25 protein-coding genes are annotated in these 23,700 nt (G+C 58.9%); 12 read left to right on the forward strand and 13 right to left on the reverse strand.

From position 1 onward, the window contains the following. Positions 1-110: 110 nt before the first annotated feature. Positions 111-1,082, reverse strand: a complete 972-nt coding sequence (gene cysK, locus BLM14_RS06435) for a cysteine synthase A (RefSeq protein ID WP_099998620.1) — start codon at positions 1,080-1,082, stop codon at positions 111-113. Between the two features lie 142 nt (positions 1,083-1,224). Next, a complete protein-coding gene (locus BLM14_RS06440) occupies positions 1,225-1,845 on the reverse strand; it encodes a LysE family translocator (protein ID WP_099998621.1) in 621 nt (206 codons plus the stop codon). 146 nt (positions 1,846-1,991) lie between these two features. Between BLM14_RS06440 and mbfA the strand changes: the two genes are divergently transcribed. Then, positions 1,992-2,975 (forward strand): iron exporter MbfA, encoded by a 984-nt coding sequence (gene mbfA, locus BLM14_RS06445; RefSeq protein ID WP_099998622.1) that lies wholly within the window; start codon positions 1,992-1,994, stop codon positions 2,973-2,975. 246 nt (positions 2,976-3,221) lie between these two features. Further along, positions 3,222-3,362 (forward strand): hypothetical protein, encoded by a 141-nt coding sequence (locus BLM14_RS30905; RefSeq protein WP_157929485.1) that lies wholly within the window; start codon positions 3,222-3,224, stop codon positions 3,360-3,362. Here BLM14_RS30905 and BLM14_RS06450 read toward each other — a convergent pair. Together BLM14_RS06450 and BLM14_RS06455 are read right to left on the reverse strand one after the other, a co-directional pair. Beyond that, positions 3,353-3,700 carry an antibiotic biosynthesis monooxygenase family protein gene (locus tag BLM14_RS06450; protein ID WP_099998623.1) on the reverse strand — a complete coding sequence of 116 codons (348 nt, stop codon included), beginning with the start codon at positions 3,698-3,700 and terminating at the stop codon, positions 3,353-3,355. The genes BLM14_RS30905 and BLM14_RS06450 overlap by 10 nt on opposite strands. Then, on the reverse strand, positions 3,697-4,026 hold the full coding sequence (locus BLM14_RS06455) for an NIPSNAP family protein (RefSeq protein ID WP_099998624.1): 330 nt from the start codon (positions 4,024-4,026) through the stop codon (positions 3,697-3,699). The genes BLM14_RS06450 and BLM14_RS06455 overlap by 4 nt, the downstream gene beginning before the upstream one ends. Positions 4,027-4,157: 131 nt before the next feature. On the opposite strand from BLM14_RS06455, the gene BLM14_RS06460 reads away from it, so the two are divergent. Then, positions 4,158-4,853 carry an ArsR/SmtB family transcription factor gene (locus BLM14_RS06460; RefSeq protein ID WP_099998625.1) on the forward strand — a complete coding sequence of 232 codons (696 nt, stop codon included), beginning with the start codon at positions 4,158-4,160 and terminating at the stop codon, positions 4,851-4,853. Here BLM14_RS06460 and BLM14_RS06465 read toward each other — a convergent pair. Then, positions 4,850-5,560 (reverse strand): SDR family oxidoreductase, encoded by a 711-nt coding sequence (locus tag BLM14_RS06465; protein WP_099998626.1) that lies wholly within the window; start codon positions 5,558-5,560, stop codon positions 4,850-4,852. The genes BLM14_RS06460 and BLM14_RS06465 overlap by 4 nt on opposite strands. Before the next feature lie 234 nt (positions 5,561-5,794). Here BLM14_RS06465 and BLM14_RS32420 point away from each other — a divergent pair, with 234 nt between their 5' ends. Both BLM14_RS32420 and BLM14_RS06475 read left to right on the forward strand, forming a co-directional pair. Beyond that, positions 5,795-5,926 (forward strand): hypothetical protein, encoded by a 132-nt coding sequence (locus BLM14_RS32420; RefSeq protein WP_257791434.1) that lies wholly within the window; start codon positions 5,795-5,797, stop codon positions 5,924-5,926. 210 nt (positions 5,927-6,136) lie between these two features. After that, on the forward strand, positions 6,137-6,658 hold the full coding sequence (locus tag BLM14_RS06475; protein WP_099998628.1) for a GNAT family N-acetyltransferase: 522 nt from the start codon (positions 6,137-6,139) through the stop codon (positions 6,656-6,658). A 52-nt stretch (positions 6,659-6,710) separates the two neighbouring features. Here BLM14_RS06475 and BLM14_RS06480 read toward each other — a convergent pair whose 3' ends face one another. Next, the gene (locus BLM14_RS06480) at positions 6,711-7,679 is read right to left on the reverse strand and encodes a Bug family tripartite tricarboxylate transporter substrate binding protein (protein ID WP_418314223.1); all 969 of its coding nucleotides are present in this window, start codon (positions 7,677-7,679) and stop codon (positions 6,711-6,713) included. A gap of 295 nt (positions 7,680-7,974) precedes the next feature. On the opposite strand from BLM14_RS06480, the gene BLM14_RS06485 reads away from it, so the two are divergent. Next, positions 7,975-8,625, forward strand: a complete 651-nt coding sequence (locus tag BLM14_RS06485; RefSeq protein WP_100001066.1) for a YiaD family glycine zipper/OmpA-like lipoprotein — start codon at positions 7,975-7,977, stop codon at positions 8,623-8,625. Here BLM14_RS06485 and BLM14_RS06490 read toward each other — a convergent pair. Beyond that, positions 8,618-9,547 (reverse strand): pseudouridine-5'-phosphate glycosidase, encoded by a 930-nt coding sequence (locus BLM14_RS06490; protein WP_099998630.1) that lies wholly within the window; start codon positions 9,545-9,547, stop codon positions 8,618-8,620. The two genes, BLM14_RS06485 and BLM14_RS06490, sit on opposite strands and share 8 nt — an antisense overlap. A 19-nt stretch (positions 9,548-9,566) precedes the next feature. Beyond that, positions 9,567-10,517, reverse strand: a complete 951-nt coding sequence (locus tag BLM14_RS06495) for a carbohydrate kinase family protein (protein ID WP_099998631.1) — start codon at positions 10,515-10,517, stop codon at positions 9,567-9,569. Positions 10,518-10,834: 317 nt separating this feature from the next. Here BLM14_RS06495 and recA point away from each other — a divergent pair, with 317 nt between their 5' ends. The 3 genes from recA to BLM14_RS06510 all read left to right on the forward strand — a co-directional run bounded on the left by recA (position 10,835) and on the right by BLM14_RS06510 (position 15,468). Further along, positions 10,835-11,926: a recombinase RecA gene (gene recA, locus BLM14_RS06500; RefSeq protein ID WP_099998632.1), complete on the forward strand. Its 1,092-nt coding sequence runs from the start codon at positions 10,835-10,837 to the stop codon at positions 11,924-11,926. Between the two features lie 255 nt (positions 11,927-12,181). Further along, positions 12,182-14,842 (forward strand): alanine--tRNA ligase, encoded by a 2,661-nt coding sequence (alaS, locus tag BLM14_RS06505; RefSeq protein ID WP_099998633.1) that lies wholly within the window; start codon positions 12,182-12,184, stop codon positions 14,840-14,842. Positions 14,843-15,141: 299 nt separating this feature from the next. Further along, positions 15,142-15,468: a hypothetical protein gene (locus BLM14_RS06510; protein ID WP_099998634.1), complete on the forward strand. Its 327-nt coding sequence runs from the start codon at positions 15,142-15,144 to the stop codon at positions 15,466-15,468. A 217-nt stretch (positions 15,469-15,685) separates the two neighbouring features. Here BLM14_RS06510 and BLM14_RS06515 read toward each other — a convergent pair whose 3' ends face one another. The 3 genes from BLM14_RS06515 to BLM14_RS06525 form a co-directional block, all read right to left on the reverse strand. Continuing rightward, positions 15,686-16,009 carry a YciI family protein gene (locus tag BLM14_RS06515; protein ID WP_099998635.1) on the reverse strand — a complete coding sequence of 108 codons (324 nt, stop codon included), beginning with the start codon at positions 16,007-16,009 and terminating at the stop codon, positions 15,686-15,688. 139 nt (positions 16,010-16,148) lie between these two features. Next, on the reverse strand, positions 16,149-17,387 hold the full coding sequence (locus BLM14_RS06520) for an aminotransferase-like domain-containing protein (RefSeq protein WP_099998636.1): 1,239 nt from the start codon (positions 17,385-17,387) through the stop codon (positions 16,149-16,151). 136 nt (positions 17,388-17,523) lie between these two features. Then, entirely contained in the window at positions 17,524-18,738 is a 1,215-nt protein-coding gene (locus tag BLM14_RS06525) for an NADP-dependent isocitrate dehydrogenase (protein ID WP_099998637.1), read from the reverse strand. Between the two features lie 455 nt (positions 18,739-19,193). Here BLM14_RS06525 and BLM14_RS06530 point away from each other — a divergent pair, with 455 nt between their 5' ends. After that, on the forward strand, positions 19,194-20,060 hold the full coding sequence (locus BLM14_RS06530) for an RNA methyltransferase (RefSeq protein WP_099998638.1): 867 nt from the start codon (positions 19,194-19,196) through the stop codon (positions 20,058-20,060). After that, positions 20,053-20,865, forward strand: coding sequence for a glutamate racemase (murI, locus tag BLM14_RS06535; protein WP_099998639.1), 813 nt, complete (start codon positions 20,053-20,055; stop codon positions 20,863-20,865). Before BLM14_RS06530 ends, murI begins: the two co-directional genes overlap by 8 nt. 247 nt (positions 20,866-21,112) lie before the next feature. Here murI and BLM14_RS06540 read toward each other — a convergent pair whose 3' ends face one another. Both BLM14_RS06540 and BLM14_RS06545 read right to left on the reverse strand, forming a co-directional pair. Then, positions 21,113-22,177, reverse strand: a complete 1,065-nt coding sequence (locus BLM14_RS06540) for an LLM class flavin-dependent oxidoreductase (RefSeq protein ID WP_099998640.1) — start codon at positions 22,175-22,177, stop codon at positions 21,113-21,115. A gap of 314 nt (positions 22,178-22,491) precedes the next feature. After that, positions 22,492-23,133 (reverse strand): NAD(P)-dependent oxidoreductase, encoded by a 642-nt coding sequence (locus BLM14_RS06545; protein ID WP_099998641.1) that lies wholly within the window; start codon positions 23,131-23,133, stop codon positions 22,492-22,494. Between the two features lie 147 nt (positions 23,134-23,280). On the opposite strand from BLM14_RS06545, the gene BLM14_RS06550 reads away from it, so the two are divergent. Then, complete coding sequence (locus tag BLM14_RS06550; RefSeq protein WP_099998642.1) at positions 23,281-23,697, forward strand: winged helix-turn-helix transcriptional regulator; 417 nt, start codon at positions 23,281-23,283, stop codon at positions 23,695-23,697. Positions 23,698-23,700 lie beyond the last annotated feature (3 nt).

Genomic DNA, 23,700 nt, shown 5'->3' on the forward strand with positions numbered 1-23,700 from the left:
TTCCTGGCTCCCTGAAACCTCTCCACGTTCCTCATGGTGAGCTTGTCGAACCACGCACAAGACGCTGATTGCACTCACCAAGGGAACATGTCATCGCTCTGCGATAGAGGCTATTCCAGCCCTTCAAACAGCACCGTCGACAGATAACGCTCGGCGAAGGAGGGGATGACAACCACAAGGTTCTTGCCCTTGTTTTCCGGACGCCTGCCAACCTCTATGGCAGCGGTCAACGCCGCACCGGAGGAAATGCCGACCGGCACGCCTTCAAGCCGCGCCACGAGACGCGCATTGGCGAAGGAATCCTCGTTCGAAACCTGGATGACTTCATCGTAGATATGTGTGTCGAGAACTGCGGGCGCAAAGCCGGCGCCGATGCCCTGGATCTTGTGCGGGCCGGGATTCCCGCCTGAGAGGACCGGCGAATCCTTCGGCTCAACCGCAATGACCTGCACGTCGGGCTTGCGCTGCTTCAGCACCTGGCCGACGCCGGTGATCGTACCGCCCGTACCGATACCGGCAACGAAGATGTCGACCTTGCCGTCCGTATCGTTCCAGATTTCCTCGGCTGTGGTCCTGCGGTGGATTTCCGGGTTGGCCGGATTGTCGAACTGGCCGGGGATGATCGCATCGGGCGTTGTCTCGACGAGCTCATTGGCCTTGGCGATGGCGCCCTTCATGCCCTTGGCGCCTTCGGTCAGGACGAGTTCCGCACCGAGCAGCTTCAGCATCTTGCGACGCTCTACCGACATGGTTTCCGGCATGGTGAGGATCAAACGGTAGCCCTTGGCTGCTGCGGCGAAAGCCAGCGCGATGCCGGTATTGCCGGAGGTCGGTTCGACAAGGGTGGTCTTGCCCGGCGTCGCCTTGCCCTGGGCCTCGAGCGCTTCGATGAGCGCAACGCCGATACGATCCTTGACGCTGGAGATGGGATTGAAGAATTCGAGCTTGGCCAGCAGATTGGCGCCGACGCCCTTTTCCTTGGCCAGTTTGTCGAGACGGATAATGGGCGTATCGCCGATCGTGTCCACAATGGAATTGTAAATGCGGCCACGGCCGGGTTTGCGCGCGTTATCGTTGCTCATCAATATTCTCCCAATGCTGGATTGCGTCGTGAACCGATCTTATGGGGCGCATCCGAAAATTCATAGTCGAAGCCGTGCGCAAACCATGTTTCAGTTGGAAAGGCCTACTAATATAGGCCTGCTGTTAGAATAATATTCCGGATCAAGAAGAGCGCCCGGCGATGGCCAAGGCCGCGCCCGCCATGAAGGCTGCGGCGGTACGGTTCAGCCGCTTGAGTGCCCGCGGCGAGGCGAGCAGCCCGCGCGCCTTTGCTGCCAGGGCCAGATAGGGCACCAGCACAACGAGGAGGACCAGGACCGTCAGCGCGGCCAGGATCGAATAATCGGCGAGGGTGATCGTGTGCAAGTCCACCAGAGTCGGCGTCAGCGCGATATAGAAGAGCATGGTCTTCGGGTTGCCAAGCGTCACGGCCAGGCCAGCAAGAACGGCGGAGAAGCCACTGCCGCTACTTTTCTTTGCCTCGATCTTTTCTGCCGAAATGCCGGACGTCCAGAAGCCCCAGGCGAGATAGGCCAGATAGGCAACGCCCGCCCACTTGATGACGAGGAAAACCGTGCCGAATGTCTGCGCGACCATGGCAAGCCCGAGCACGACCGCAGTCAGATAGGTGAGGTCTCCCATGATCAGCCCGAGCGACATGAAGAGCGAGGAGCGGAAGCCGGAGCCGAGCGCCCGTGCGACGAGGGCGGTTACACCCGGTCCTGGAATGGCGGCGGCAATGGCGAGTGCACCCGAATAGGCGACAAAACCGGCAAGTGTCATGATGAAACTCTGTTAATGAGGGTCGGCGGAGGCGGACGATACTCCTGCGCCTCCTTTCTGTCCATGGGGTCAAAAGCGGGGGATTGGGGCTTGAATCGCGTCCTTCGACTCTATAGTTTAGAATCATTCTAACTTGGAACGATGTCATGCTCAGCCGCTTTTTCGGTCACCGCCGCCACGACCTTCCGTCGCTATCGGAACAGCAAATCCTGGCACTCGCCATTTCGTCGGAGGAGGACGATGCGCGGATCTATCTCGCCTATGCGGATGGATTGCGCGACGATTTCCCGCAAAGTGCCAAGGTGTTTGAGGATATGGCAGAGGAAGAAAACAGCCATCGCCAATCATTGATCGATCTGCATCAGCAGCGTTTTGGCAGCCAGATACCGCTCATTCGCCGCGAGCACGTGAAGGGCTACCTTGAGCGCAAGCCAGACTGGCTGGTTCGCCCGCTCGGCATCGACAAGGTGCGGGAAATGGCGGAGAAGATGGAGGAGCAGGCCTACCGCTTCTATACGGAGGCGTTGAAACTTGTGCGTGACGCCTCGACGCGCAAACTGCTTGGTGATCTTGCTATCGCCGAAAAGGCCCATGAATCGCTGGCGCATCGCCTCGGCATCGAGCATACGCCGGACGCGGTGCAGCGGGACGAGAAGCAGACCGAGCGCCGGCAATTCATCCTGACTTACATCCAGCCCGGTCTTGCCGGCCTGATGGATGGTTCGGTGTCGACCCTCGCGCCAATCTTTGCCGCTGCCTTTGCCACCCAGGACACATGGCAGACCTTTCTCGTCGGTCTGTCCGCGTCGCTTGGCGCTGGCATTTCCATGGGCTTCACCGAAGCTGCGCATGATGATGGCAAGTTGTCGGGGCGCGGCTCGCCACTGAAGCGCGGTCTTGCCAACGGCCTGATGACGGCGATCGGCGGTCTCGGTCACGCGCTGCCCTATCTCATTCCAGATTTCTGGACGGCGACTACAATCGCGGCTCTGGTTGTCTTCGTGGAACTCTGGGCCATCGCCTATATTCAGCATCGTTTCATGGAGACGCCGTTCTTCCGGGCGGCCATACAGGTCGTGCTTGGGGGCAGCCTGGTCCTGGCAACAGGCATTCTGATAGGCAACGCGTGATTCTGTGACCGTCACAATAGCTGCAATTTCGCGCTGAATCAGACTTGAAATCCAATGGAAAAGGGCGAAATTGCGTCCTTTTCCCATTTTAGAAAATCGTTTTTACCCAACTGGTTAAGGCTAATTTTTCATGAATTCACCTGATTTTAACCAACGCCGTTCAGGAGGTGTTCATCTTTATGAGTTAAATTTTAGCTAATTGATCGCTACCGGCTTTGCCCGGCAAGCCAGAACCAAGAGACCAGAATGATGACCATGATTATCCAGCTGCGCGATACGCTTCGCGTCGTCCGCGAGTTCATTGTGCCGAGCTACCGGCCGGAACGCCACTATATGCGTGGTCCCGGACCGGCATGTGCCCAGCGCAACCACGGGATTCAGGCGTGATGGTAAACCCGCGCGTCAAGCGGAGCCTCATCACGGGCTCGCAACCCATAGTCACGCACAACGGACGCAATCCTCAGCCGGTAATCGGCAAAGATACCACCGCGACCGTCACGCTGGGCCATACGATGTTCCTCGGTCTGGCGCCAAGCCGCCACTGACGCCTCGTCGCGCCAGAAGGAGAGGAACAGGTAGCGGTTCTCGTTGGCAAGGCTGCGGAACCGCTCCACGGAAATAAAACCGTCCATCGTCTCCAGCAGTGGACGCAGATCTGCAGCCCTGTCGAAATAATCCTTGCCACGGCCCTCGGCGGGCTCCACTTCAAAAATCACTGCAATCATCTGATCAATCCTCCCTTCGTTCCCGTGACGAGACGCAGGAATGTGCGATCCTCGCGCCGGATGAACCTTTTCTCTTTGGCAAATTCATAATTGGCGCGGCCAATCGGATCGGACATGAGGCGGCTCCGATAAGCCTCGTATTCTGCGAGGCTTTCGATGTTGTAGGCAGCGTAAGCCAGTGTGGCCGAGCCCTCGTGCGGTGCGTAGTAGCCGATGAGGTCCGCGCCGCAGCGCGGGATCGCCTCGTTCCAATTGCGGGCATATTCCTCGAATGCGTCCTTCTGGTAGGGGTCGATCTCGTATTGGATGAAACAGGTGATGCTCATTTTGGTCGCTCCTTTGCGTCTGGATTGACCTTGGTATAGCCGGCAATGGCAGCTTGATACTTCGACCAGTTTCGAAGCATTCTTGGCTGCGGCGAGGGCAGTCTGGCCAGACAACAACCACGGAACGTATCATGTCGAACAATGCGAGATTTGCGGAAATAGCGGCGCTGGCGGGCGATCCGGGCCGTGCGAGCATGCTCAACGGGCTGATGGATGGCAGGGCGCTGACGGCATCGGAACTGGCGCAGCTCGCCGGCGTTACCGCGCAAACCGCCAGTAGTCACCTTACACGTATGACCGAGGCGGGCTTGCTTGCGGTAGAGAAGCAGGGCCGGCATCGTTACCACCGGCTTGCGTCTCCGGCCGTGGCGCGGATGATCGAGAGTATCATGCAGCTCGCAGCACCCGAAATCACCTCCAGGCCGGTGCGGACCGGACCGCGCGACGCAGCCCTCAGGGCAGGGCGCACCTGCTACGATCATCTGGCCGGGCATCTCGGCGTTTCGATCACCGATGCTCTTATTGACGCTGGTCATCTCGATCTCGGCCTCGATGCGGGCGAGATTACCGATAGCGGCCTCGCGCTGTTCGATCGCGCCGGCATTGATATCGAGGCGATCACCGCCAGACGCGGCCGTGTCCTGTGCCGGCCCTGCCTCGACTGGAGCGAGCGCCGCCCGCATCTTGCCGGCGCCATCGGCGCAGCACTGTGCAGCCATTGCTTCCACAATGGCTGGATCAGGCGAATCGAAGGCACTCGCGCTGTTTCGGTAACCCCGAACGGACAGAGGCAGCTGCGCGAGACTTTCGGGGTCAGCCTTTCCTAGGCGTGCCTGGTGACGCCGCCATCGATGCGAATGTTTTGGCCGGTGATATAACCAGCGTCGTCTGACAGCAGGAATGCCGCGGTCTTGGCGATTTCATTCATCGTGCCGAGGCGCTTCATGGGCACCTTGTCTGCTGTTCCAGGCTTGTGGTCGAGACTGTCGATGTAGCCCGGCAGAAGCGCGTTCATGCGGATATTGTCGGCGCCATAGCGGTCCGAATAGAGCTTCGTATAGGCGCCGACGGCGGCGCGGTAGGCACAGGAAACCGGGAAGACCAGACTCGGCTCGAAGGCGGCAAAGGTTGTGATGTTCACCCACGCGCCCTTGCCCTGCTTGAGCATATAGGGGGTCACCAGCCGCGCCATGCGCACCACGCTCAAGACCATCAGATCATTGCCAATTGCCCATTTCTCGTCGGTGATGTCGAGGAGATCGCCTTTTGGCGGATGGCCGGTGTGGTTGACCACGGCATCGACGCGGCCATAGGCTTCGACCGTCTTGGCGACCAAAGCTTCGAGATCATTCGCCTCGCCAGCGGAGCCCTTGATGCCGACGCCGCCGAGTTCGGCGGCAAGCTCCACCGCGCTGCCCGAAGGCGACATCAGGCCGAGACGATAGCCGCGCGCATGCAATTCGCGGGCGATGGCAGCGCCCATGCCGCGACCTCCGCCGGTAATGATTGCGACGGGATGTGAAGTGTCGGTCATGATGCTTGCCTTTCAATATTTGGAATGGCGTGGAGCATGTTTAATCGCCGCGGCGCGCGCAAACAATTTCGCTTGCTGCGATGCTCAAATATTTTGAACCGGGTTGAGAAAATGAGTCAAAAGTCGAATTGAAATCGTTGAAACAATTGTGAGAGATATGCAAAGCGTTTGCGTGAAAATGGTGTGGACCAGGGTCACGCAGAAGCCCATGCCGGAGCTGCAAGGGATCTCATCATGTCCGAGCTCGTTACCAAATCCGATCTGTCGGCTGCTTTGACAGCTCAAACACTGGCGCTGACGTTGCGTCTCGGTGTGATGATGGCTGTCGGATTCAGTGTTCTGGCAACACTCATGAAGATTCTTTAGCCCTGTGTTGAAAGCTCATTGAAAGCCTGGCGCGAATAAGGAATGATCAACGCCATGACCATTCGCTCGATCACCATGATGGCTTGCTCTGTCCTCCCTTACAGGGACGGTGGGAAGCTGTTGCGCTGAAGTCGACGCGGACTTTCACCAAACCCTGCCACTGAGGCGCGCAGGGTTTGCTCCTGCTCTCCTCGATAAATGGAGAGCCAAATGCCTGACCCATCTATATCACCATCCGAAGCCGGCGGATTATCGATCCGGTCCACGCGTGTCACCGATTTCGAACAGATAACCACTCTGGCGAACCTGCCGCTCTATCGCGCCGGGACCTTGCGCTTGCCCTATCAAAGTCTGGAACAGACGCGACAATGGCTTGAGAGTCATGGTACCGGCACGCTGAGCATCGTTGCCGAGATCGACGGACAGATTGTCGGCGTCGCCGGTTTACAGCGGTTTGAAGGACGGCGATTGCACGCCGCAGATCTTGGCATTGGCGTGCATGACAAGTTCACCGGCCAGGGCATCGGCAAGGCTTTGCTTGGCGCCTTGATCGATGCGGCGGACAATTGGCTGAACATCAGGCGTATCGAGCTGACGGTCTTCGCCGACAATGCCCCAGCTATCCGTCTTTATGAGAAGTTCGGATTCGAGACGGAAGGACTGCTGAAGGCCTACGCCTTCAGGGAGGGGCGTTTTGCCGATGCTCTCGCCATGGCGCGTGTGGTCATGTAGGCGAATATCCTTCGAGCGGACAAAGCGTCCGCTCGAAGATTTTCTGCATTTATTAATCCAGTGTCACGCCCGTGCTTTTCACGATGGGCTCCCATTTTTGGACTTCTGCTTTTACGTGTGACGCCAGTTCGTCCGGTGTCGAACCGACGATCGTTGCACTGAAATCTTTCATGCGTGAAACGACAGCAGGATTGGCTAGCGCAGCATTCGCAGCCTCATTGAGGCGAGCCACAACCTCGGGCGGGGTTCCCGCGGGCGCAAATAAAGCGTTCCAGGTATAGGTCTCATAACCGGGCACCGCCTCAGCGACCGTTGGTATATCGGGAAAGGAAGGGGCCCGCTCCTTGGTCGTAACGCCCAGGGCTTTCAGTGACCCGGCCTTTATATGGGCCGATGAGGATGGCAAGTTGTCAAACATGATGGATATCTGGTTGCCGAGAAGGTCGTTCAAAGCCGGGCCTGCACCCTTGTAGGGAATATGTTCCATGGAGACCCCGGCCATGCTTTTGAAAAGTTCGCCGGACAAGTGCAGCGGAGTGCCGTTTCCGGACGACGCATACGAATATTTGTCCGGATTGTCTTTGAGCAGCTGAACCAGTTCCTTTACGCTGTTAACCGGCAATTGCGGGTTGATAACCAGGACATTGGGAACGATTACCAAAAGCGAAACCGGCGCAAAATCCGTGACCGGATCATAGGGCTTCGTTTTCAGCATGAGTGGATTGAGCGCATGGGTTGCAACTGTACCCATCAGGATCGTGTAACCATCCGGCTCTGCCCTGGCGACTTGCGTGGCACCGAGATTTCCGCCGGCACCCCCGACATTCTCCACGATCACTTGCTGCCCGAGAGTGGTCGACATGTTTGCTGCCACCAGACGGGCAACCAGGTCAGTCGAGCCACCGGCCGCAAAAGGCACCACAAGCGTGATGGCACGATCTGGGAATGTTTGTGCTGCAGCCGGCAATACTGATGCGATCACCGAACCAAGCGCTAAGCCTAGAATACCTCGTCTATTCAACGCCACAGATGTTTCCTCCCGGTAGTCTGTTTCAACTTCTGTTTAATGCTCATCTCGAGAAGCAGCGAGCCGACCATCAACGCAACGAGGGTGAAGCTATTTGAAAATCGCGGAGCAGGCTAGGGTCAGGACTTTTTAACCTGGTCGAAATGGCATGAGGCCGAAGGGCGATTCCAGCTTCTTTGTGCAAACCACACGAATCTCGATTGAGCCTGCGATCTTCGCCTTTCTTCTCCCTTCTTTTGCCCGAATCGATTGTATATTCCGGGCCACATCCAACCGGGGACCTGATTCCATGATGAAGAAATTTGCCATCAGCTGCCTTGCAGCCTCCTTCCTTGCGGGCTGCACGACCACCGATCCCTATACCGGCCAGCAGAAGGTGTCGAACACCGCCGGCGGCGTGGCGCTCGGCGCGCTGGCAGGTGCCGGACTGGGCCTGCTGGCGGGCGGCAATGATCGCCGCAATGCACTGATCGGCGCTGGCATCGGTGCGCTCAGCGGCGGCGCCATCGGCAACTACATGGATCGTCAGGAATCGGAGCTGCGCGCGCAGCTGCAGGGCACCGGCGTTTCGGTCACGCGCAATGGCGACCGGATCATCCTCAACATGCCGTCCAACATCACCTTCAACACCGATCAGGACCAGGTGAAGCCGCAGTTCTTCGAGACGCTGAATTCCGTTGCCATCGTCCTGCGCAAGTTTGACCAGACCACCGTCGATGTCGCCGGCCATACGGACTCCACCGGCAGCCTGCAGCATAACCAGCTCCTGTCAGAACGGCGCGCGCTGTCGGTTTCCAACTACCTGACGCAGCAGGGCATCGACAACCGCCGCTTCGCCGTTCAGGGCTATGGCCCGACGCAGCCTGTCGCGACCAATGCCACCGAGGCCGGTCGCGCCCAGAACCGCCGCGTCGAGCTCTCGATCGCGCCGCTTACTTAAGCGTAGACAACGCGACCGCGATCTTTGCTGCTAGGCGCGCATTGTTCTCGACGAGGGCAATGTTCGCCTTGAGGCTGGTTCCCTTGGTGATGTCGAGTATTTCGGAAAGAAGATAGGGCGTCACGGCCTTGCCGGTGACGCCATTTTTCTTGGCGCGGGCAATCGCCTCGCTGATATACCCGCTCATGATCCCCGCCGGGATTTCACTTGCCTCGGGGATGGGGTTGGCAATCAGCATGCCGCCGACGACACCGATGGCCTCGCGCGCCGCCTGGAATTCCGCAATGGCTTTCGCCGTATCGAGACGCAGCGGCGCCTTGATTGGCGACTGGCGCGACCAGAAGGCGGGCAGTGTATCCGAGCCATGGACGACCACCGGAACGCCCTTTGTTTCAAGCACTTCCAGCGTTTTCTCGATATCCAGAATCGCCTTGGCACCGGCCGAGACAACGATGACCGGCGTGCGGCCAAGCTCTTCGAGATCGGCGGAAATGTCGAAACTCTGTTCCGCCCCCTTGTGCACGCCGCCAATGCCGCCGGTGGCAAAGACCCTGATGCCGGCAAGGTGCGCGGCAAGCATCGTCGCCGCGACTGTCGTGCCGCCGGTGCGGCCTTCCGCAAGTGCAAAGGCGAGATCGGCGCGGGAGAGTTTCATGGCGCCCTTGACCTGCGCCAGCGCCTCGCGCTCCTCGGCGGACAAACCGATTTTCAGGCGGCCATCGACAATGGCAATGGTTGCCGGAACGGCGCCTTCCTCGATGATGATCGCCTCGACATCAGCCGCCATGCGGCTGTTGTCGGGGTAGGGCATGCCATGGGTGATAATCGTGCTTTCCAGTGCAACCACCGGCCTGCCAGCGTCCAGCGCCTTTTGTACCTCAGGGGCGATGTCGGTGAACGGGTTGAGAGCTTTGGTCGTCATGGTCGTTTCCTTCTGTCTTTCAGCTGAGCTGGACTGCAGCCGGGATGCAGGCAAGCGTGCTGTTGAATTCCTGTCGTGAAAAGCGCGGACTTGCGGAGTGTGTCTGCAAGGTCAGCATGGAAGCGGCCATGCCTTCGCGCACGGCTTCAGAAAATGCGGTACCGCGCATCAGCGCCGCAATTGTGCCGCCGGCCAGCGCATCGCCCGCACCGGTAACATCGGCGATGCCGTTCACTGCAGGCGGCAGGATGGAGAAGGCATCGTCGCCGGAAAAGGCGAAGGCGGCATCGCCGCCATTGCTGACGACCGCGCCGCGAACGCCTTCGGCACGCAATGCCGCATATATTTCTTTCAACGCCGCTTCGGCCCCGAGCCCCGTTAGTGCCCGCGCCTCGCGCCGGTTCATGAACAGGCAGGTGAGATTGCCGAAGACCGGCGCCAGGCGCGGAACCTTGGCCGGGGAGATTGCCAGCGCGAACAGCGGCCGGTCGCCGGCAAGGCCAGCCAGCCACTGCAGCGCATCCGAGGGAAGATTGGCGTCGCAAAAGACGGCATCGGCGACGGCGATGGAATCGCGGACCTTGCGCCGGCGCAACTGCCTTGGCAGCGCCACCTCATAAAGCTCCATATCGGCAATGCCGGCGACGACGTCGCCATGCTCGTCGAGAATGGCCGTATAGCTCGGCGTTGCCCGGTCCATATATACGGCCGAGCCATCCTTGATCCCCGCGGTCTGGATTGCCGCGCCGATCATATCGCCGATCCTGTCGCCGCCGCGCACCGACAGGATTTCCGCAGAGACACCGCGCTGGACCACGAGCCGGAGCGCATTGAACACGCCGCCGCCGGGCTCCTCGCGCATGATGCCAGGGTTCGACGCGCCCGGCACGAAAGGCGCGCTGCTCTGGCCGCGCCGGTCGAGATGAGCGCCGCCGACAGCGAAAAGCAGCGGTTTGTTACCTGTGGTCATGGTTGATTGCTTTATCCGGATAAACTTCAGGTTGCGAGGTCTTCGCTTCGTTCTTTCTCTAGAACGCCGGACGGCCGGGCGCAATGATCGGAGCGATTCGAATCCGCCGGTGTCGCTTTATGCGGCAAGCTGCGGATTCGCTTCAGGAATGTGTGGGCCGCAGGTCGCGTCAGCGACGGGAACATCCTAGGAACATTTTTAAGTTATGCTTATTTTTCAATAAGATGCATCTGTTGCAAAATGAGAACAAAACAGATACAAATAAGTTCAGATTCAGGAACATCCGTACTTCATGGATAACACAGGGGTAGTGTAACATGGCTCAAAATTCTTTGCGGTTGGTTGAGGGTAATTCGGTGGATAAAACGAAAGCGCTGGATGCGGCATTGTCCCAGATCGAGAGGGCCTTTGGTAAGGGCTCGATCATGCGGCTTGGGCGCAATGAGCAGGTGGTGGAGATTGAAACGGTTCCGACCGGCTCGCTGTCATTGGATATTGCCCTTGGCGTCGGCGGATTGCCGAAAGGCCGCATTGTCGAGATTTACGGGCCGGAAAGCTCGGGCAAGACGACGCTCGCCCTGCACACCATTGCCGAGGCACAGAAAAAGGGCGGCATTTGCGCCTTTGTCGATGCCGAACATGCGCTCGATCCTGTCTATGCCCGCAAGCTGGGCGTCGACCTGGAAAACCTGCTGATTTCGCAGCCGGATACCGGCGAGCAGGCGCTGGAGATCACCGATACGCTGGTGCGTTCGGGTGCTATCGATGTTCTGGTCGTCGACTCGGTTGCCGCCCTGACACCGCGTGCGGAAATCGAAGGCGAGATGGGCGACAGCCTGCCGGGCCTGCAGGCGCGTCTGATGAGCCAGGCGCTGCGCAAACTGACCGCGTCGATTTCCCGCTCCAACTGCATGGTCATCTTCATCAACCAGATCCGCATGAAGATCGGCGTGATGTTCGGCTCGCCCGAAACCACGACAGGCGGCAATGCGCTGAAGTTCTATGCATCGGTCCGCCTCGATATCCGCCGTATCGGCTCGCTGAAGGAGCGTGACGAGGTTGTCGGCAACCAGACCCGCGTCAAGGTCGTCAAGAACAAGCTGGCGCCGCCCTTCAAGCAGGTCGAATTCGACATCATGTATGGCGAAGGTGTTTCCAAGACCGGCGAGCTGGTCGATCTCGGCGTCAAGGCCGGTATCGTGGAAAAATCCGGTTCCTGGTTCTCCTATAATTCGCAGCGCCTCGGCCAGGGGCGTGACAATGCGAAACTGTTCCTCAAGGAAAACCCGGAAATCGCCAACGAGATCGAAGTGGTATTGCGCCAGAATGCCGGTCTCATTTCCGAGCAGATGCTCGACAAGGGCCCTGATGACAACGAGGATGACGGTCCCGAGGCCGCCGAAGGCTGATCTCTCGAGACAAGCTCTTCCTGGTCTTTGACTTTAGAACCCGCGGCCATGCTTTGGTTGCGGGTTTTTTGCTTGGAAAAAGATTTCCGCTAATGCCAAGCACCAGCATCGCTCGTGGTGAGTTTGTCGAACCACAGCATTAGGGATTTTCTGGACAGCGCGCGGCTGCATCGCTACAAGCGTTGCGTTCCGCCCCTTCGATGTGAGAAGGGGCCAATTCCGCTTTGGATAAAAAGAAGTCAGAGGCTAAGAAACATGAGTGGCGTCAACGAGATCCGGTCGACATTTCTGAACTATTTCAAGAAGAACGGCCATGAGATCGTGGCGTCGAGCCCGCTTGTTCCGCGCAATGACCCGACGCTGATGTTCACCAATGCGGGCATGGTCCAGTTCAAGAATGTTTTTACCGGCATCGAGCAGCGCCCCTATAACCGCGCCACCACCTCGCAGAAATGCGTGCGCGCCGGCGGCAAGCACAATGACCTCGACAATGTCGGCTATACCGCGCGCCACCACACCTTTTTCGAGATGCTGGGAAATTTCTCCTTCGGCGACTACTTCAAGGAAGAGGCGATCGCGCTCGCCTGGAACCTGATCACCAAGGAGTTCGGTCTCCCCAAGGACAAGCTGACGGTCACCGTCTATCACACGGACGATGCGGCTGCGGGGTTCTGGAAGAAGATCGCCGGCCTGCCGGAGGATCGCATCATCCGCATCGCGACCAGCGACAATTTCTGGGCGATGGGCGATACCGGCCCGTGCGGTCCGTGCTCGGAGATCTTCTACGATCATGGCGAAAGCATCTGGGGCGGCCCTCCCGGCAGCCCCGATGAAGACGGCGACCGCTTCATCGAGATCTGGAATCTCGTCTTCATGCAGTTCGAGCAGGTGACGAAGGAGGAGCGCATCGATCTGCCGCGTCCATCCATCGATACCGGCATGGGACTGGAGCGCCTTGCCGCGGTTCTGCAGGGCAAGCATGACAATTACGATATAGACCTGTTCCAGACGCTGATCCACGCTTCGGAAGAGGCGACCGGCGTCAAGGCCGAGGGCAAGTTCCGCGCCAGCCACCGGGTCATTGCGGACCACCTGCGCTCGTCCAGCTTCCTCATCGCCGATGGTGTCTTGCCGTCGAATGAAGGCCGCGGCTATGTGCTGCGCCGTATCATGCGCCGCGCCATGCGCCATGCGCAGCTGCTTGGTGCCAGGGATCCGCTGATGTGGCGTCTGCTGCCGGCACTGGTGCGCGAAATGGGTCAGGCCTATCCGGAATTGATCCGCGCGGAATCGCTGATCTCGGAAACGCTGAAGCTGGAAGAGACCCGCTTCCGCAAGACGCTGGAGCGCGGCCTTGGCCTGCTCGGCGAGGCAACGGAAAAGATGGGCGATGGTGACAGCCTCGACGGCGAAACCGCGTTCAAACTCTACGATACATTCGGCTTCCCGCTCGACCTGACGCAGGATGCGCTGCGCCAGCGCAACATCAGCGTCGATACGGAAGGTTTCGCTGCCGCCATGGAGCGGCAGAAGGCGGAAGCTCGCGCCCATTGGTCCGGATCCGGCGATGCCGCTACGGAAACCATCTGGTTCTCCGTGCGTGACAAGGTCGGCGCCACGGAATTCCTCGGCTACGAGACCGAGAAGGCGGAAGGCGTCATCACTGCTATCGTGCAGAATGGTGCGCTTGTTCAAAGTGCCGGCGAGGGCGAGGCCGTATCCATCGTCGTCAACCAGACGCCGTTCTATGCCGAGTCCGGCGGCCAGCAGGGCGACACGGGAACGATCTCAGGCGATGGCTTCACCGTAACCGTAACCGACACACAGAAGAAGAATGACGGTGTTTTCGTGCACATCGGCAAGGTGAGCAAAGGCACGGTCAAGATCGATGCGGCGGTCGAACTCGTCGTCGATAGCGTGCGCCGCACCCGCATCCGCTCCAACCATTCGGCAACCCACTTGCTGCATGAAGCCCTGCGCGAGACGCTCGGTACCCATGTGGCGCAGAAGGGTTCGCTGGTCGCCCCTGACCGCCTGCGGTTCGACTTCTCGCATCCCAAGCCGATTTCGGATAAGGAGCTCGCCGTCATCGAGGATCTCGCCAACGAGATCGTGCTGCAGAACGCGCCGGTAACGACGCGCCTGATGGCTGTGGACGACGCGATTGCCGAAGGCGCCATGGCGCTGTTCGGCGAAAAATATGGTGATGAGGTGCGCGTGGTTTCCGTGGGCACGGCGCTGCATGGCGACAAGGCCGGCAAGAGCTATTCGACCGAGCTGTGCGGCGGCACCCATGTGCGCGCCACGGGCGATATCGGCCTGATCCGCGTCGTCTCTGAAGGTGCAGTTGCTGCCGGCGTGCGCCGTCTCGAAGCGCTGACGGGCGAGGCTGCCCGCCGTTACCTCGAAGAACAGGACGAACGCGTCAAGGCGATTGCCGGTGTGCTGAAGTCGTCGCCAGCCGATGCGCTGTCGCGTGTCACGGCGCTGATGGATGAACGCCGCAAGCTCGAGCGCGAGCTGACGGAGGCGCGCAAGCAGTTGGCGCTTGGAGGCGGCTCCGCCTCTGGCGGTGCGCAGTCCGAGACCGTCAACGGTGTCGGCTTCATTGGCAAGGTGGTCAGCGGCGTCAATCCGCGCGATCTGAAGCCGCTGGCCGACGATGCGAAGAAGACCGTGGGTTCGGGTGTCGTGACCTTCATCGGCGTGTCGGAAGACGGCAAGGCCAGCGCGGTTGTCGGTGTCACCGACGATCTCGTCGGCAAGTTCAGCGCTGTCGATCTCGTCCGCGTCGCCTCTGCAGCGCTTGGCGGGGCAGGCGGCGGCGGCCGTCCAGACATGGCGCAGGCCGGTGGTCCGGATGGATCGAAGGCTGAAGCAGCGGTCTCGGCCGTGCGCGAAGCTTTGGCCGGATAATCTTTCTGCTCACCAGCCGCGTGTATTGCGCGGCTGGAAACTATCCCAAGTTGTTATTGGATATTTATTGGTATTGAGGCTTATTGTTGAGGTCTCAATACTTGCGTATTTGCTTTTTACTGTGCCAGAATACTGCTGAGAAATTACTTGATCCATTTTCGCCGTCTAACCTGTCCACTTTCAATGCGCTCTCGAACAAAACGCCTGTTTTAGGGCGTCGTTGAGCAGCATCATCGCAAGCCTTCGCCTGACAGAAATGCACTTGAAACCCTGTTTTTCGGTTGACCACGGGAGAAATCGTGAAGCGCGTACTAAGCCTGGCATTGATTGTCGTCGGCCTGACGTCTTGTGTTGCCAGCCGCCCGCCGCACATAGTAAGCGACGTTCACACTGGTACCAACATGGCCTATGGCTCGTACCACAATATCAGGGCAAGCACCGGTGTGCTGGTCATCCGGGCATTTATCTCGTCTAATTCCGATTACGGATTCTCCACGGTATACGGCAGCGATGACAAGATAGGCATTAACGAAGCCTGGAGCTTCGGCAAGAAGTTTCGCTACATCAAAGGTGGAAGTATCAAAAGGGATGTCGCGGTTGCCTGGCGAAGGAAGTCGGTGCCGTAATCCTGAGCGAATCCGAATTTCATTCCGCGGCCGTCAATGGCTTTGAATTTGAGTTGAGTGGAAAGGCTGGAGACGTTACTGGTCAAATTCCGCCGCAGGCGTTCAGCGAAGTATTAGGTCTTCAAGGCAAACTCAACGCGACCAGCAGCAGCGCAGGTGGGGATGCCCCAGCAAATCAAACCCTCGAAATAGTAACGCCCGATGAAGCCGAGCCGGGTTAAGCAGATGGCTCCGCGCGAAAGCCGCGCGCTGCGGCAATATGCATTGGAGCGATGCTGTAGCTGTTCAAGCCTGCCAGCACAGTCGGATCATTCTCCGCAAATTGAACCGCCTCGTCGTGGTGCAGCACCTCCAGCAAGGCAATCCCAAACCAGCCATCAGGATCCTGAACCGGCCCGTAGGCCAACACGGTTCCAGCCTCGAAGTACTCGCCCATATAAGTTATGTGCTGCCGCATCAACTCCTGTTCGTCATCGTCCATATCTTCGGCAAAGGTCGGGCGCGGCGGGATCAGCCGGAAAAAGAACTGCTGCTTGGTCATCGTCTCGTTCCTTGTTCATGGCACGGTGACGATGGATCATACTTCATAAATGGCGCTTTACGGCACGGTTTTTCGCAAAAGACCGCTCCGCGATGCGATTTGTGGCCCCCTACAGCTAAAATTGCGCAACGACGCTGCTCTAGCTTGCCAGTTTCTTGTCGGCCTTCATCTCGCTTGCGATCAGGGCACCCAGCCGGGACATACCGGTTTCGATAGTATCGGCACCCGGCAGGGAAAAATTCAAACGTATGGTGTTCCTGCCGCTTCCGTCGGCGTGGAAGGCGCTACCCGGCACAAATGCCACGCGAATTTGTTCGATCGATCGTGCCAGCAGTGCCGCGCCATCCATATCGGTCGGCAGGGTCAGCCAGACAAACATTCCGCCTTCCGGCTTTGTCCACGTCACTCCCGCCGGCATATGGCGCGTCAGGGCTTCCAGCATGTGGTCGCGGCGCTCCCGATAATGGGCACGGGCCTTTGCCACCTGATTGTCAAAATGGCGTTCCGCAACGTGGTGAATCACCATCTGGTTGATGGTCGGGCTGTGCAGGTCCGCCGCCTGCTTGATCAGGACAAGTTTGGTGATAACCGGCTGCGCGGCGCAAACCCAGCCGACACGCAGGCCGGGCGTAAGCGTTTTCGAGAAACTGCCGGAATAGATGACACGCGTGCGGTCGATATGGCCTTCGCGCTCGATATCCAGTGCCAGCAGCGAGGGGACATTCTCGCCCCCGAAGCGCAGGGCCTGATAGGCGGCATCCTCGATGAGCGGAATGTCCAGTTCGTGGGCGAGGTCAACCAGTTTGACGCGATCGTTGCGGCTGATGGTTTCGCCGGTCGGGTTGGAAAAATCCGCGGTCAGGTAGGCCAGCTTGACCTCGCCACCTGCCGCCTGCGCGTTGTTTCGGTAAGCAGCCGGGGTCATGTTGCCGCCTTCCGGGATCAGGCGGTCATAGCGCGGTTCATAGGCATTGAAAGCCTGCAGCGCACCGAGATAGGTTGGCCAAGTGGTGAGGATCGTGTCGCCGGGCGAAACGAACAGCTTGCCGAGATAGTCGAGCGCCTGCTGCGACCCGGTGGTGATGATGATATTGTCGATCGTGCAGGCGACGCCCAGGGACGCCATATGCCGCACCAGCCACTCGCGCAGGGGCTTGTAGCCCTCGCTGACCGAATACTGCAGGGCGGTGTCCGCACCCTCGCCCAAATGGTCATCATAGGCGCTGCGGATCGCATCCTTGGGAAACAGCGCCGGATCGGGGATGCCGCCCGCAAAGGAAAGGATGTCCGGCTGGTCAAGCAGCTTGAGCAGTTCACGAACCTCCGAAGCGCGCATCTTGTTGGCGCGCGTGGCATATCGGGCATCCCAGTTGTTCATTGCATCCTCCACGAATTCCGGCGTTCACTCGACTGCAAATAACATAATATGTCAATAATACTGTCGTATTTTGTTGAAGCTTTCATAAAAAAGCCCCGGCAAACCGGGGCTTTTGCAAATCGTGATGGAGCCTGGCTCAGGCGGCCATGGCCTTCGACAGGTTTTCGTTGATCTTGTCGAGGAAACCCGTGGTCGACAGCCAGGGCTGGTCGGGGCCGATGAGCAGCGCCAGATCCTTGGTCATGTAGCCGGCTTCGACAGTATCGACACAGACCTTCTCAAGCGTGTGGCTGAAGCGCTCGAGTTCCGCATTGCCGTCGAGCTTGGCGCGGTGGGCAAGGCCCCGTGTCCAGGCGAAGATCGAGGCGATGGAGTTGGTCGAGGTCTCCTCGCCCTTCTGGTGCTGGCGGTAGTGACGGGTCACTGTGCCGTGTGCCGCTTCGGCTTCCACCGTCTGGCCGTCCGGCGTCATCAGAACCGAGGTCATCAGGCCGAGCGAACCAAAGCCCTGCGCCACGATGTCGGACTGCACGTCGCCGTCATAGTTCTTGCAGGCCCAGACATAGCCACCCGACCACTTCAGCGCCGAAGCAACCATGTCGTCGATCAGGCGATGCTCATAGGTGATCTTCTTTGCCGCGAACTTGTCCTTGAATTCCGCATCGAACACTTCCTGGAAGATATCCTTGAAGCGGCCGTCATAGGCCTTGAGGATGGTGTTCTTGGTCGAGAGGTAGCAGGGAACGCCGCGATTGTAAGCGTAGTTGAACGAAGCATGGGCAAAATCGCGGATGGATTCATCCAGATTGTACATGGCCATGGCAACGCCGGCGCCCGGTGCGTCGTAGACTTCGTGTTCGATAGTGGCGCCGTCCTCGCCGACGAACTTGATCGATAGCTTGCCCTTGCCGGGGAACTTGAAATCGGTGGCGCGGTACTGGTCGCCGAAAGCGTGACGGCCGACGATGATCGGCTGGGTCCAGCCCGGAACCAGACGGGGAACGTTCTTGGCGATGATCGGTTCGCGGAAAATAACGCCGCCGAGAATGTTGCGGATGGTGCCGTTGGGCGACTTCCACATCTTCTTCAGGCCGAATTCCTCAACGCGCTGTTCGTCCGGGGTGATCGTGGCGCATTTGACGCCGACGCCGTACTGCTTGATCGCATTGGCCGCATCGATCGTCACCTGGTCATTGGTGGCGTCGCGATGTTCGATGCCAAGATCGTAATATTTCAGGTCGATGTCGAGGTAAGGATGGATCAGCTTTTCCTTGATATACTGCCAGATGATGCGAGTCATCTCGTCGCCATCGAGCTCGACGACCGGATTTGCAACCTTGATCTTTGCCATGGATGTTCAGCCTCTAATTTGCTGGGTGTGGGAATGTCAGCATCGGTTTTCAATGAGGGTTCGCGCCCCTATAGCACCGTGATTGCAGAACGCAAAGACAGTTGCTCAAGAAGAGGGGAGGTTATCGTCGACGTCGATGCCGATTATCTCCCCCTTGGCGGGAGAGAAAGGATTTTCTTGGGTTTAGTCCTTGCTAAATCCTTAGAAAATCCAAGAGAGGGGGTATCTATCTCATACCCCAAATAGCCCCCTCACTTGCGATTTCTAGCACTTAGCGAGGGCTAAGATGCTGAAATCGCTTTCTCTCCCACAAGGGGGGAGATAATTGGCATCGACCTTCGCGCATCCCTTTGCACGGTAATTGCGCAACTCTGTGGAACGGCACTATCGATACGCAGCATTGCTCATCAAAAAAACGCGAGCTATGACGGCGCCATTCAATGCAAGGATTAAAAATGGCCGGCACAGACAGACAGCGCACTCTTATTGCTGAAGGCCCAGCGATCATTCTGGTGGAACCGCAATTGCCGGAGAATATCGGCATGGTGGCCCGCGCCATGGCGAATTTCGGCCTGGCGGAACTGCGCCTGGTGAAACCGCGCGAGGAATTTCCCAATGACAAGGCACGCTCCGCCGCCAGCCGCGCCGATCACATCATCGATGCGGCGCAGGTTTTCGACGATCTGCCATCGGCCATCAAGGATCTTCATTTCGTCTATGCAACCACGGCGCGCGAGCGCGACGCGTTCAAGCAGGTACGTGGCCCGGTAGAAGCGGGACAAACCCTGCGCCAGCGCTTCAACAGCGGCGAGAAGACCGGAATTCTTTTCGGGCGGGAGCGCATCGGCCTCAATAATGACGAAGTCAGCCTCGCCGATGAGCTGGTGACATTTCCGGTCAATCCGGCATTCTCGTCGCTGAACATTGCACAGGCGGTCTTGCTCATGTCCTATGAGTGGATGAAATCAGGTCTGGAGAAACACACCGACACTGCCTTTCGCGGCCCGGAGCTCGAGCCGGCGCCGAAGGAGCAGTTGCAGGGCTTCTTCAACCATCTCGAAAATGCATTGCAGGCGCGCGGCTATTTCCGGCCGATGGCGCGCAAGGAAATCATGGTCAACAATCTGCGCGGCGTCCTCACAAGAGCAGGCTTTTCGGACTCCGAATTGAAGCTTCTGCGCGGCGTGCTCGTGTCGCTGGATTATTTCAGCCCGAAGACACCGCGAGGCTCAGGAGCGCCGGAAGGGCGCAAGCGCGAAAAAGTTCCTGCAAAGAAAAAAGCCAAGCAACCTGAAAGCGGGGATCCATCAAGCGATGAATGATGTGACAACGGACCGGCCAATCATTGCCTTCGACAGCGGGATTGGCGGCCTGACGGTGCTGCGCGAGGCGCGCGTGCTGATGCCGGAGCGGCGTTTTGTTTATATCGCTGACGATGCGGGGTTTCCCTATGGCGATTGGGAGGAGAGCGCCTTGCGAGCGCGCATCGTCGACCTCTTCGGCGGCTTCATCGCCGAGCACGATCCGGCAATCGCGATCATCGCTTGCAATACAGCCTCTACTCTGGTGCTCGAAGACCTGCGCAAGGCCTATCCTGCCGTGCCTTTCGTCGGCACAGTTCCGGCGATCAAGCCGGCGGCGGAGCGCACATCGTCTGGTCTCGTCACAGTCCTCGCCACCCCCGGCACGGTGAAGCGCGCCTATACGCGCGATCTCATCCAGTCCTTTGCCACCAAATGCCATGTGCGCCTTGTCGGCAGCCAGAATCTCGCGCGCCTCGCTGAGGCGCATATTCGCGGCGATCCCATTAATGACGATGCCATCCGCGCTGAAATCGCGCCGTGCTTCTATGAAAAGGATGGCCAGCGCACCGACATCGTCGTACTGGCCTGTACGCATTATCCCTTCCTCGCCAATGTCTTCCGCCGCCTTGCGCCCTGGCCGGTGGACTGGCTCGATCCGGCTGAGGCTATCGCCCGCCGGGCGCTATCCCTGATCAAACCGAACGGCAGCGGCGCCGAGCCTGAACATGGCGACGACATCGCCATCTTCACCTCGGGCAATCCAGATTTCTCCACACGGCGACTGATGCAGGGTTTCGGGCTGGATACGAGTGTGATTGCCTGAAAAATTGGAACATTCTGAGGCTGCAGCGCGCCTCCGGTTGCCGGGATACCCTTGCTAAAGTCGGGGTGGACACCCGCGCCACTGGCTGGAGGGGTACGTGCTCGGTGAGCAAAGCTGGGTTTATCTGTCCATCTTTTTTCAGAGTATTACTTCGAAGCAATGTGGGCGATCGATACATTACTATCGACAGAGCTTGATGAGGACGAGGACGGCGAGCATAACGCCATCATCATCTTCCAGTAGGCCCTCAGGCCGTTGCTGCCGCCTCAGCCGTAGCAACGCCACCCAATTCCTGCCTGATCACCGGCGCCACCTTCGTGCCATAAAGCTCGATCGCCTTCAGTGTGTTCGCATGCGGCAGGCTGCCGAGATCGATCTGCAGCATGAAACGGTCGTGCTTGAAGTAGGTGTGCTGCAGCATGATCTTGTCGATCACCTCCTGGGGCGAACCCACCAGCAGCGCGCCGCGCATCGTCCGTCCGGCCTCGTACTGGCCGCGGTTGCTCGGCGGCCAGCCGCGCTCGCGGCCGATCTTGTTCATGACGACCTCATAGCTCGGCCAGTATTCGTCCGATGCAGACTGCGAGTCCTCGGCGACGTAGCCATGCGAATTGATGCTGACCTTCAGCTTTTCCGGCGCGTGGCCTGCCTTGGCGCCCGCCTCGCGATAGAGCTCGACCAGCGGCGCGAAGCGGTGCGGCTCGCCGCCGATGATCGCCACCGCCAGCGGCAGGCCAAGCGTGCCGGCGCGGATCACCGATGCCGGTGTGCCGCCAACGGCGATCCAGACGGGCAGGGGATTTTGGACCGGACGAGGATAGACGCCGAGATTACTGAGCGGCGCGCGCAAGTTGCCGCTCCACGTCACGTGTTCGCTGGCCCGCAGCTTCAGCAGCAAATCGAGCTTTTCAGCAAAGAGCTCGTCATAATCGTTGAGGTCGTAGCCGAACAGCGGGAACGACTCGATGAAGGAGCCGCGTCCAGCCATGATCTCGGCGCGGCCCGAGGAAATCAGGTCGAGCGTCGCATATTCCTGGAACACACGCACCGGATCGTCGGAACTCAAGACGGTCACGGCACTGGTCAGGCGAATATTCTTCGTGCGTGCCGCGCCCGCCGCCAGCACAACCGCCGGTGTAGAGATGACGAAATCCGGGCGGTGATGTTCGCCGATGCCGAAGACGTCGAGCCCGACCTGATCGGCCAGTTCCATCTCTTCGAGCAGGTTTTGCATGCGCTGGTGCGCGCTGATGGCCACGCCAGTCGCAGGATCGGGGCTCATGCCTGCAAATGTATAGATGCCGAGTTCCATCGGTGTACCCTTTGTTCACTGTCGCTGCACAGGTAAGCACAGTTTCAGGCGATGTGAAGAACGCACATCGCGGTTGCCGAGGCACCAAAAGGATACTGGGTGGTCTATCTCCCCCCATGTGGGGGAGAAAGCGATTTCAGCATCTTAGCGAGCGGCAGCGAAGCTCAAGTGCTAGAAATCGCAAGAGAGGGGATTTGCTTCACCGAACTACCCCCCTCTTGGATTTTGCAAGGATTTAGCAAAAAGGCTAAATCCAGGAAAATCCTTTCTCTCCCACAAGGGGAGAGATAATCGGCATTGGCTGTCGCTCCAGATCAATAAGCTACAGTGAAACGCTCTCTGCTGTGCTTCGGCTTTTCAGCCTCATCAACGATTGCCACAGCCAGATCGCCGACGCTGATTGCGCTCTTGCCCTCTGCATCGAAGACCGGATGGTCCTTGCCGACGCGGTAGTTGCCGGTACGCTCACCCGGAGCAAGGGCGAAGGGCGGCGATACGAAGCTCCAGTCGAGTCCGGTCTCGCCGCGCAGATCATTCAGCGCCTGGCGGGCGCCCAATGCACCTTCCTTGTATTCGGCCGGGAAACCCTCGCCATCGACAAACTGCCCGCCTGCCTCATTGTACAGGCTGCCGGCACCGCCAATGACGATGAGGCGGCTGACGCCCGCCTCCTTTGCCGCCTCGGTGATCGACTTGCTGGCCGCGATGTGGATCGCCTTGATGTCCGGATTGCCCCAGCCAGGATTGTAGGCGGAGATGACGATGTCGTGGCCCTTGAGCTTGGCGGCGAGGTCGGTCGTGTTGAGGGCATCGGCCTCGACTGCCGTAACATCATCCAGCTTTTCGACCTTGTCCGGGCTGCGTACCAGCGCAGTCACGCTGTGGCTGCGCGATATGGCTTCCTTCAATAACTCCTTGCCGACAAAACCGGTGGCACCAATCAGTGCGATTTTCATCCTATGCTCCTTTTTGATGCAGGTACACATCGTTTTCTGGTTACTAATAATAACTGTCTATGCTAGAAGGCGAAGCTTGAGAAGAACGCACTTTTTCCGTTTCAGGGCACATGGAAGTAACCGCCCTCGCGTTCAGGAAGGACTGAGATGAGCATTCATACAAAAGCTGAAAGCAAGGCACCGCTGCTCGAATCGATGCCAGCCATGCAAGTCGATGGCTCCGGGTCCTGCCCGATGCGCGAGGTGCTCGATCTCGTGGGTGATTCATGGAGCCTTTTGACAATCATCAACCTCCAATCCGGCCCGCGCAGATTCAATGTCCTGCGGCGGATGATCGAAGGGATATCGCAGCGCATGCTAACCGTGACGCTGCGTTCGCTTGAGCGCGATGGTCTGATCACTCGTACTGTCAAGCCGACCTCGCCGCCGGAAGTCACCTATGCACTGACGGAAATCGGGCATTCGATTGCAGTGCCGATTGGCGCGCTGGGTGAGTGGGCGGTCAACAACCGCGATCATCTGCGTGAGGCGCGCAAGGCATTTGATGAGGCAAGGGTGGATTAGGGA

Origin of the sequence: Phyllobacterium zundukense (genome assembly GCF_002764115.1) — a bacterium.
GTDB lineage: Bacteria > Pseudomonadota > Alphaproteobacteria > Rhizobiales > Rhizobiaceae > Phyllobacterium > Phyllobacterium zundukense.

Bases quoted from the DNA above. Each gene is read 5' to 3' on its own strand.
- cysK (WP_099998620.1), bottom strand. From the start codon at position 1,082: ATGAGCAACGATAACGCGCGCAAACCCGGCCGTGGCCGCATTTACAAT.
- BLM14_RS06440 (WP_099998621.1), bottom strand. From the start codon at position 1,845: ATGACACTTGCCGGTTTTGTCGCCTATTCGGGTGCACTCGCCATTGCC.
- mbfA (WP_099998622.1), top strand. From the start codon at position 1,992: ATGCTCAGCCGCTTTTTCGGTCACCGCCGCCACGACCTTCCGTCGCTA.
- BLM14_RS30905 (WP_157929485.1), top strand. From the start codon at position 3,222: ATGATGACCATGATTATCCAGCTGCGCGATACGCTTCGCGTCGTCCGC.
- BLM14_RS06450 (WP_099998623.1), bottom strand. From the start codon at position 3,700: ATGATTGCAGTGATTTTTGAAGTGGAGCCCGCCGAGGGCCGTGGCAAG.
- BLM14_RS06455 (WP_099998624.1), bottom strand. From the start codon at position 4,026: ATGAGCATCACCTGTTTCATCCAATACGAGATCGACCCCTACCAGAAG.
- BLM14_RS06460 (WP_099998625.1), top strand. From the start codon at position 4,158: ATGTCGAACAATGCGAGATTTGCGGAAATAGCGGCGCTGGCGGGCGAT.
- BLM14_RS06465 (WP_099998626.1), bottom strand. From the start codon at position 5,560: ATGACCGACACTTCACATCCCGTCGCAATCATTACCGGCGGAGGTCGC.
- BLM14_RS32420 (WP_257791434.1), top strand. From the start codon at position 5,795: ATGTCCGAGCTCGTTACCAAATCCGATCTGTCGGCTGCTTTGACAGCT.
- BLM14_RS06475 (WP_099998628.1), top strand. From the start codon at position 6,137: ATGCCTGACCCATCTATATCACCATCCGAAGCCGGCGGATTATCGATC.
- BLM14_RS06485 (WP_100001066.1), top strand. From the start codon at position 7,975: ATGATGAAGAAATTTGCCATCAGCTGCCTTGCAGCCTCCTTCCTTGCG.
- BLM14_RS06490 (WP_099998630.1), bottom strand. From the start codon at position 9,547: ATGACGACCAAAGCTCTCAACCCGTTCACCGACATCGCCCCTGAGGTA.
- BLM14_RS06495 (WP_099998631.1), bottom strand. From the start codon at position 10,517: ATGACCACAGGTAACAAACCGCTGCTTTTCGCTGTCGGCGGCGCTCAT.
- recA (WP_099998632.1), top strand. From the start codon at position 10,835: ATGGCTCAAAATTCTTTGCGGTTGGTTGAGGGTAATTCGGTGGATAAA.
- alaS (WP_099998633.1), top strand. From the start codon at position 12,182: ATGAGTGGCGTCAACGAGATCCGGTCGACATTTCTGAACTATTTCAAG.
- BLM14_RS06515 (WP_099998635.1), bottom strand. From the start codon at position 16,009: ATGACCAAGCAGCAGTTCTTTTTCCGGCTGATCCCGCCGCGCCCGACC.
- BLM14_RS06520 (WP_099998636.1), bottom strand. From the start codon at position 17,387: ATGAACAACTGGGATGCCCGATATGCCACGCGCGCCAACAAGATGCGC.
- BLM14_RS06525 (WP_099998637.1), bottom strand. From the start codon at position 18,738: ATGGCAAAGATCAAGGTTGCAAATCCGGTCGTCGAGCTCGATGGCGAC.
- BLM14_RS06530 (WP_099998638.1), top strand. From the start codon at position 19,194: ATGGCCGGCACAGACAGACAGCGCACTCTTATTGCTGAAGGCCCAGCG.
- murI (WP_099998639.1), top strand. From the start codon at position 20,053: ATGAATGATGTGACAACGGACCGGCCAATCATTGCCTTCGACAGCGGG.
- BLM14_RS06540 (WP_099998640.1), bottom strand. From the start codon at position 22,177: ATGGAACTCGGCATCTATACATTTGCAGGCATGAGCCCCGATCCTGCG.
- BLM14_RS06545 (WP_099998641.1), bottom strand. From the start codon at position 23,133: ATGAAAATCGCACTGATTGGTGCCACCGGTTTTGTCGGCAAGGAGTTA.
- BLM14_RS06550 (WP_099998642.1), top strand. From the start codon at position 23,281: ATGAGCATTCATACAAAAGCTGAAAGCAAGGCACCGCTGCTCGAATCG.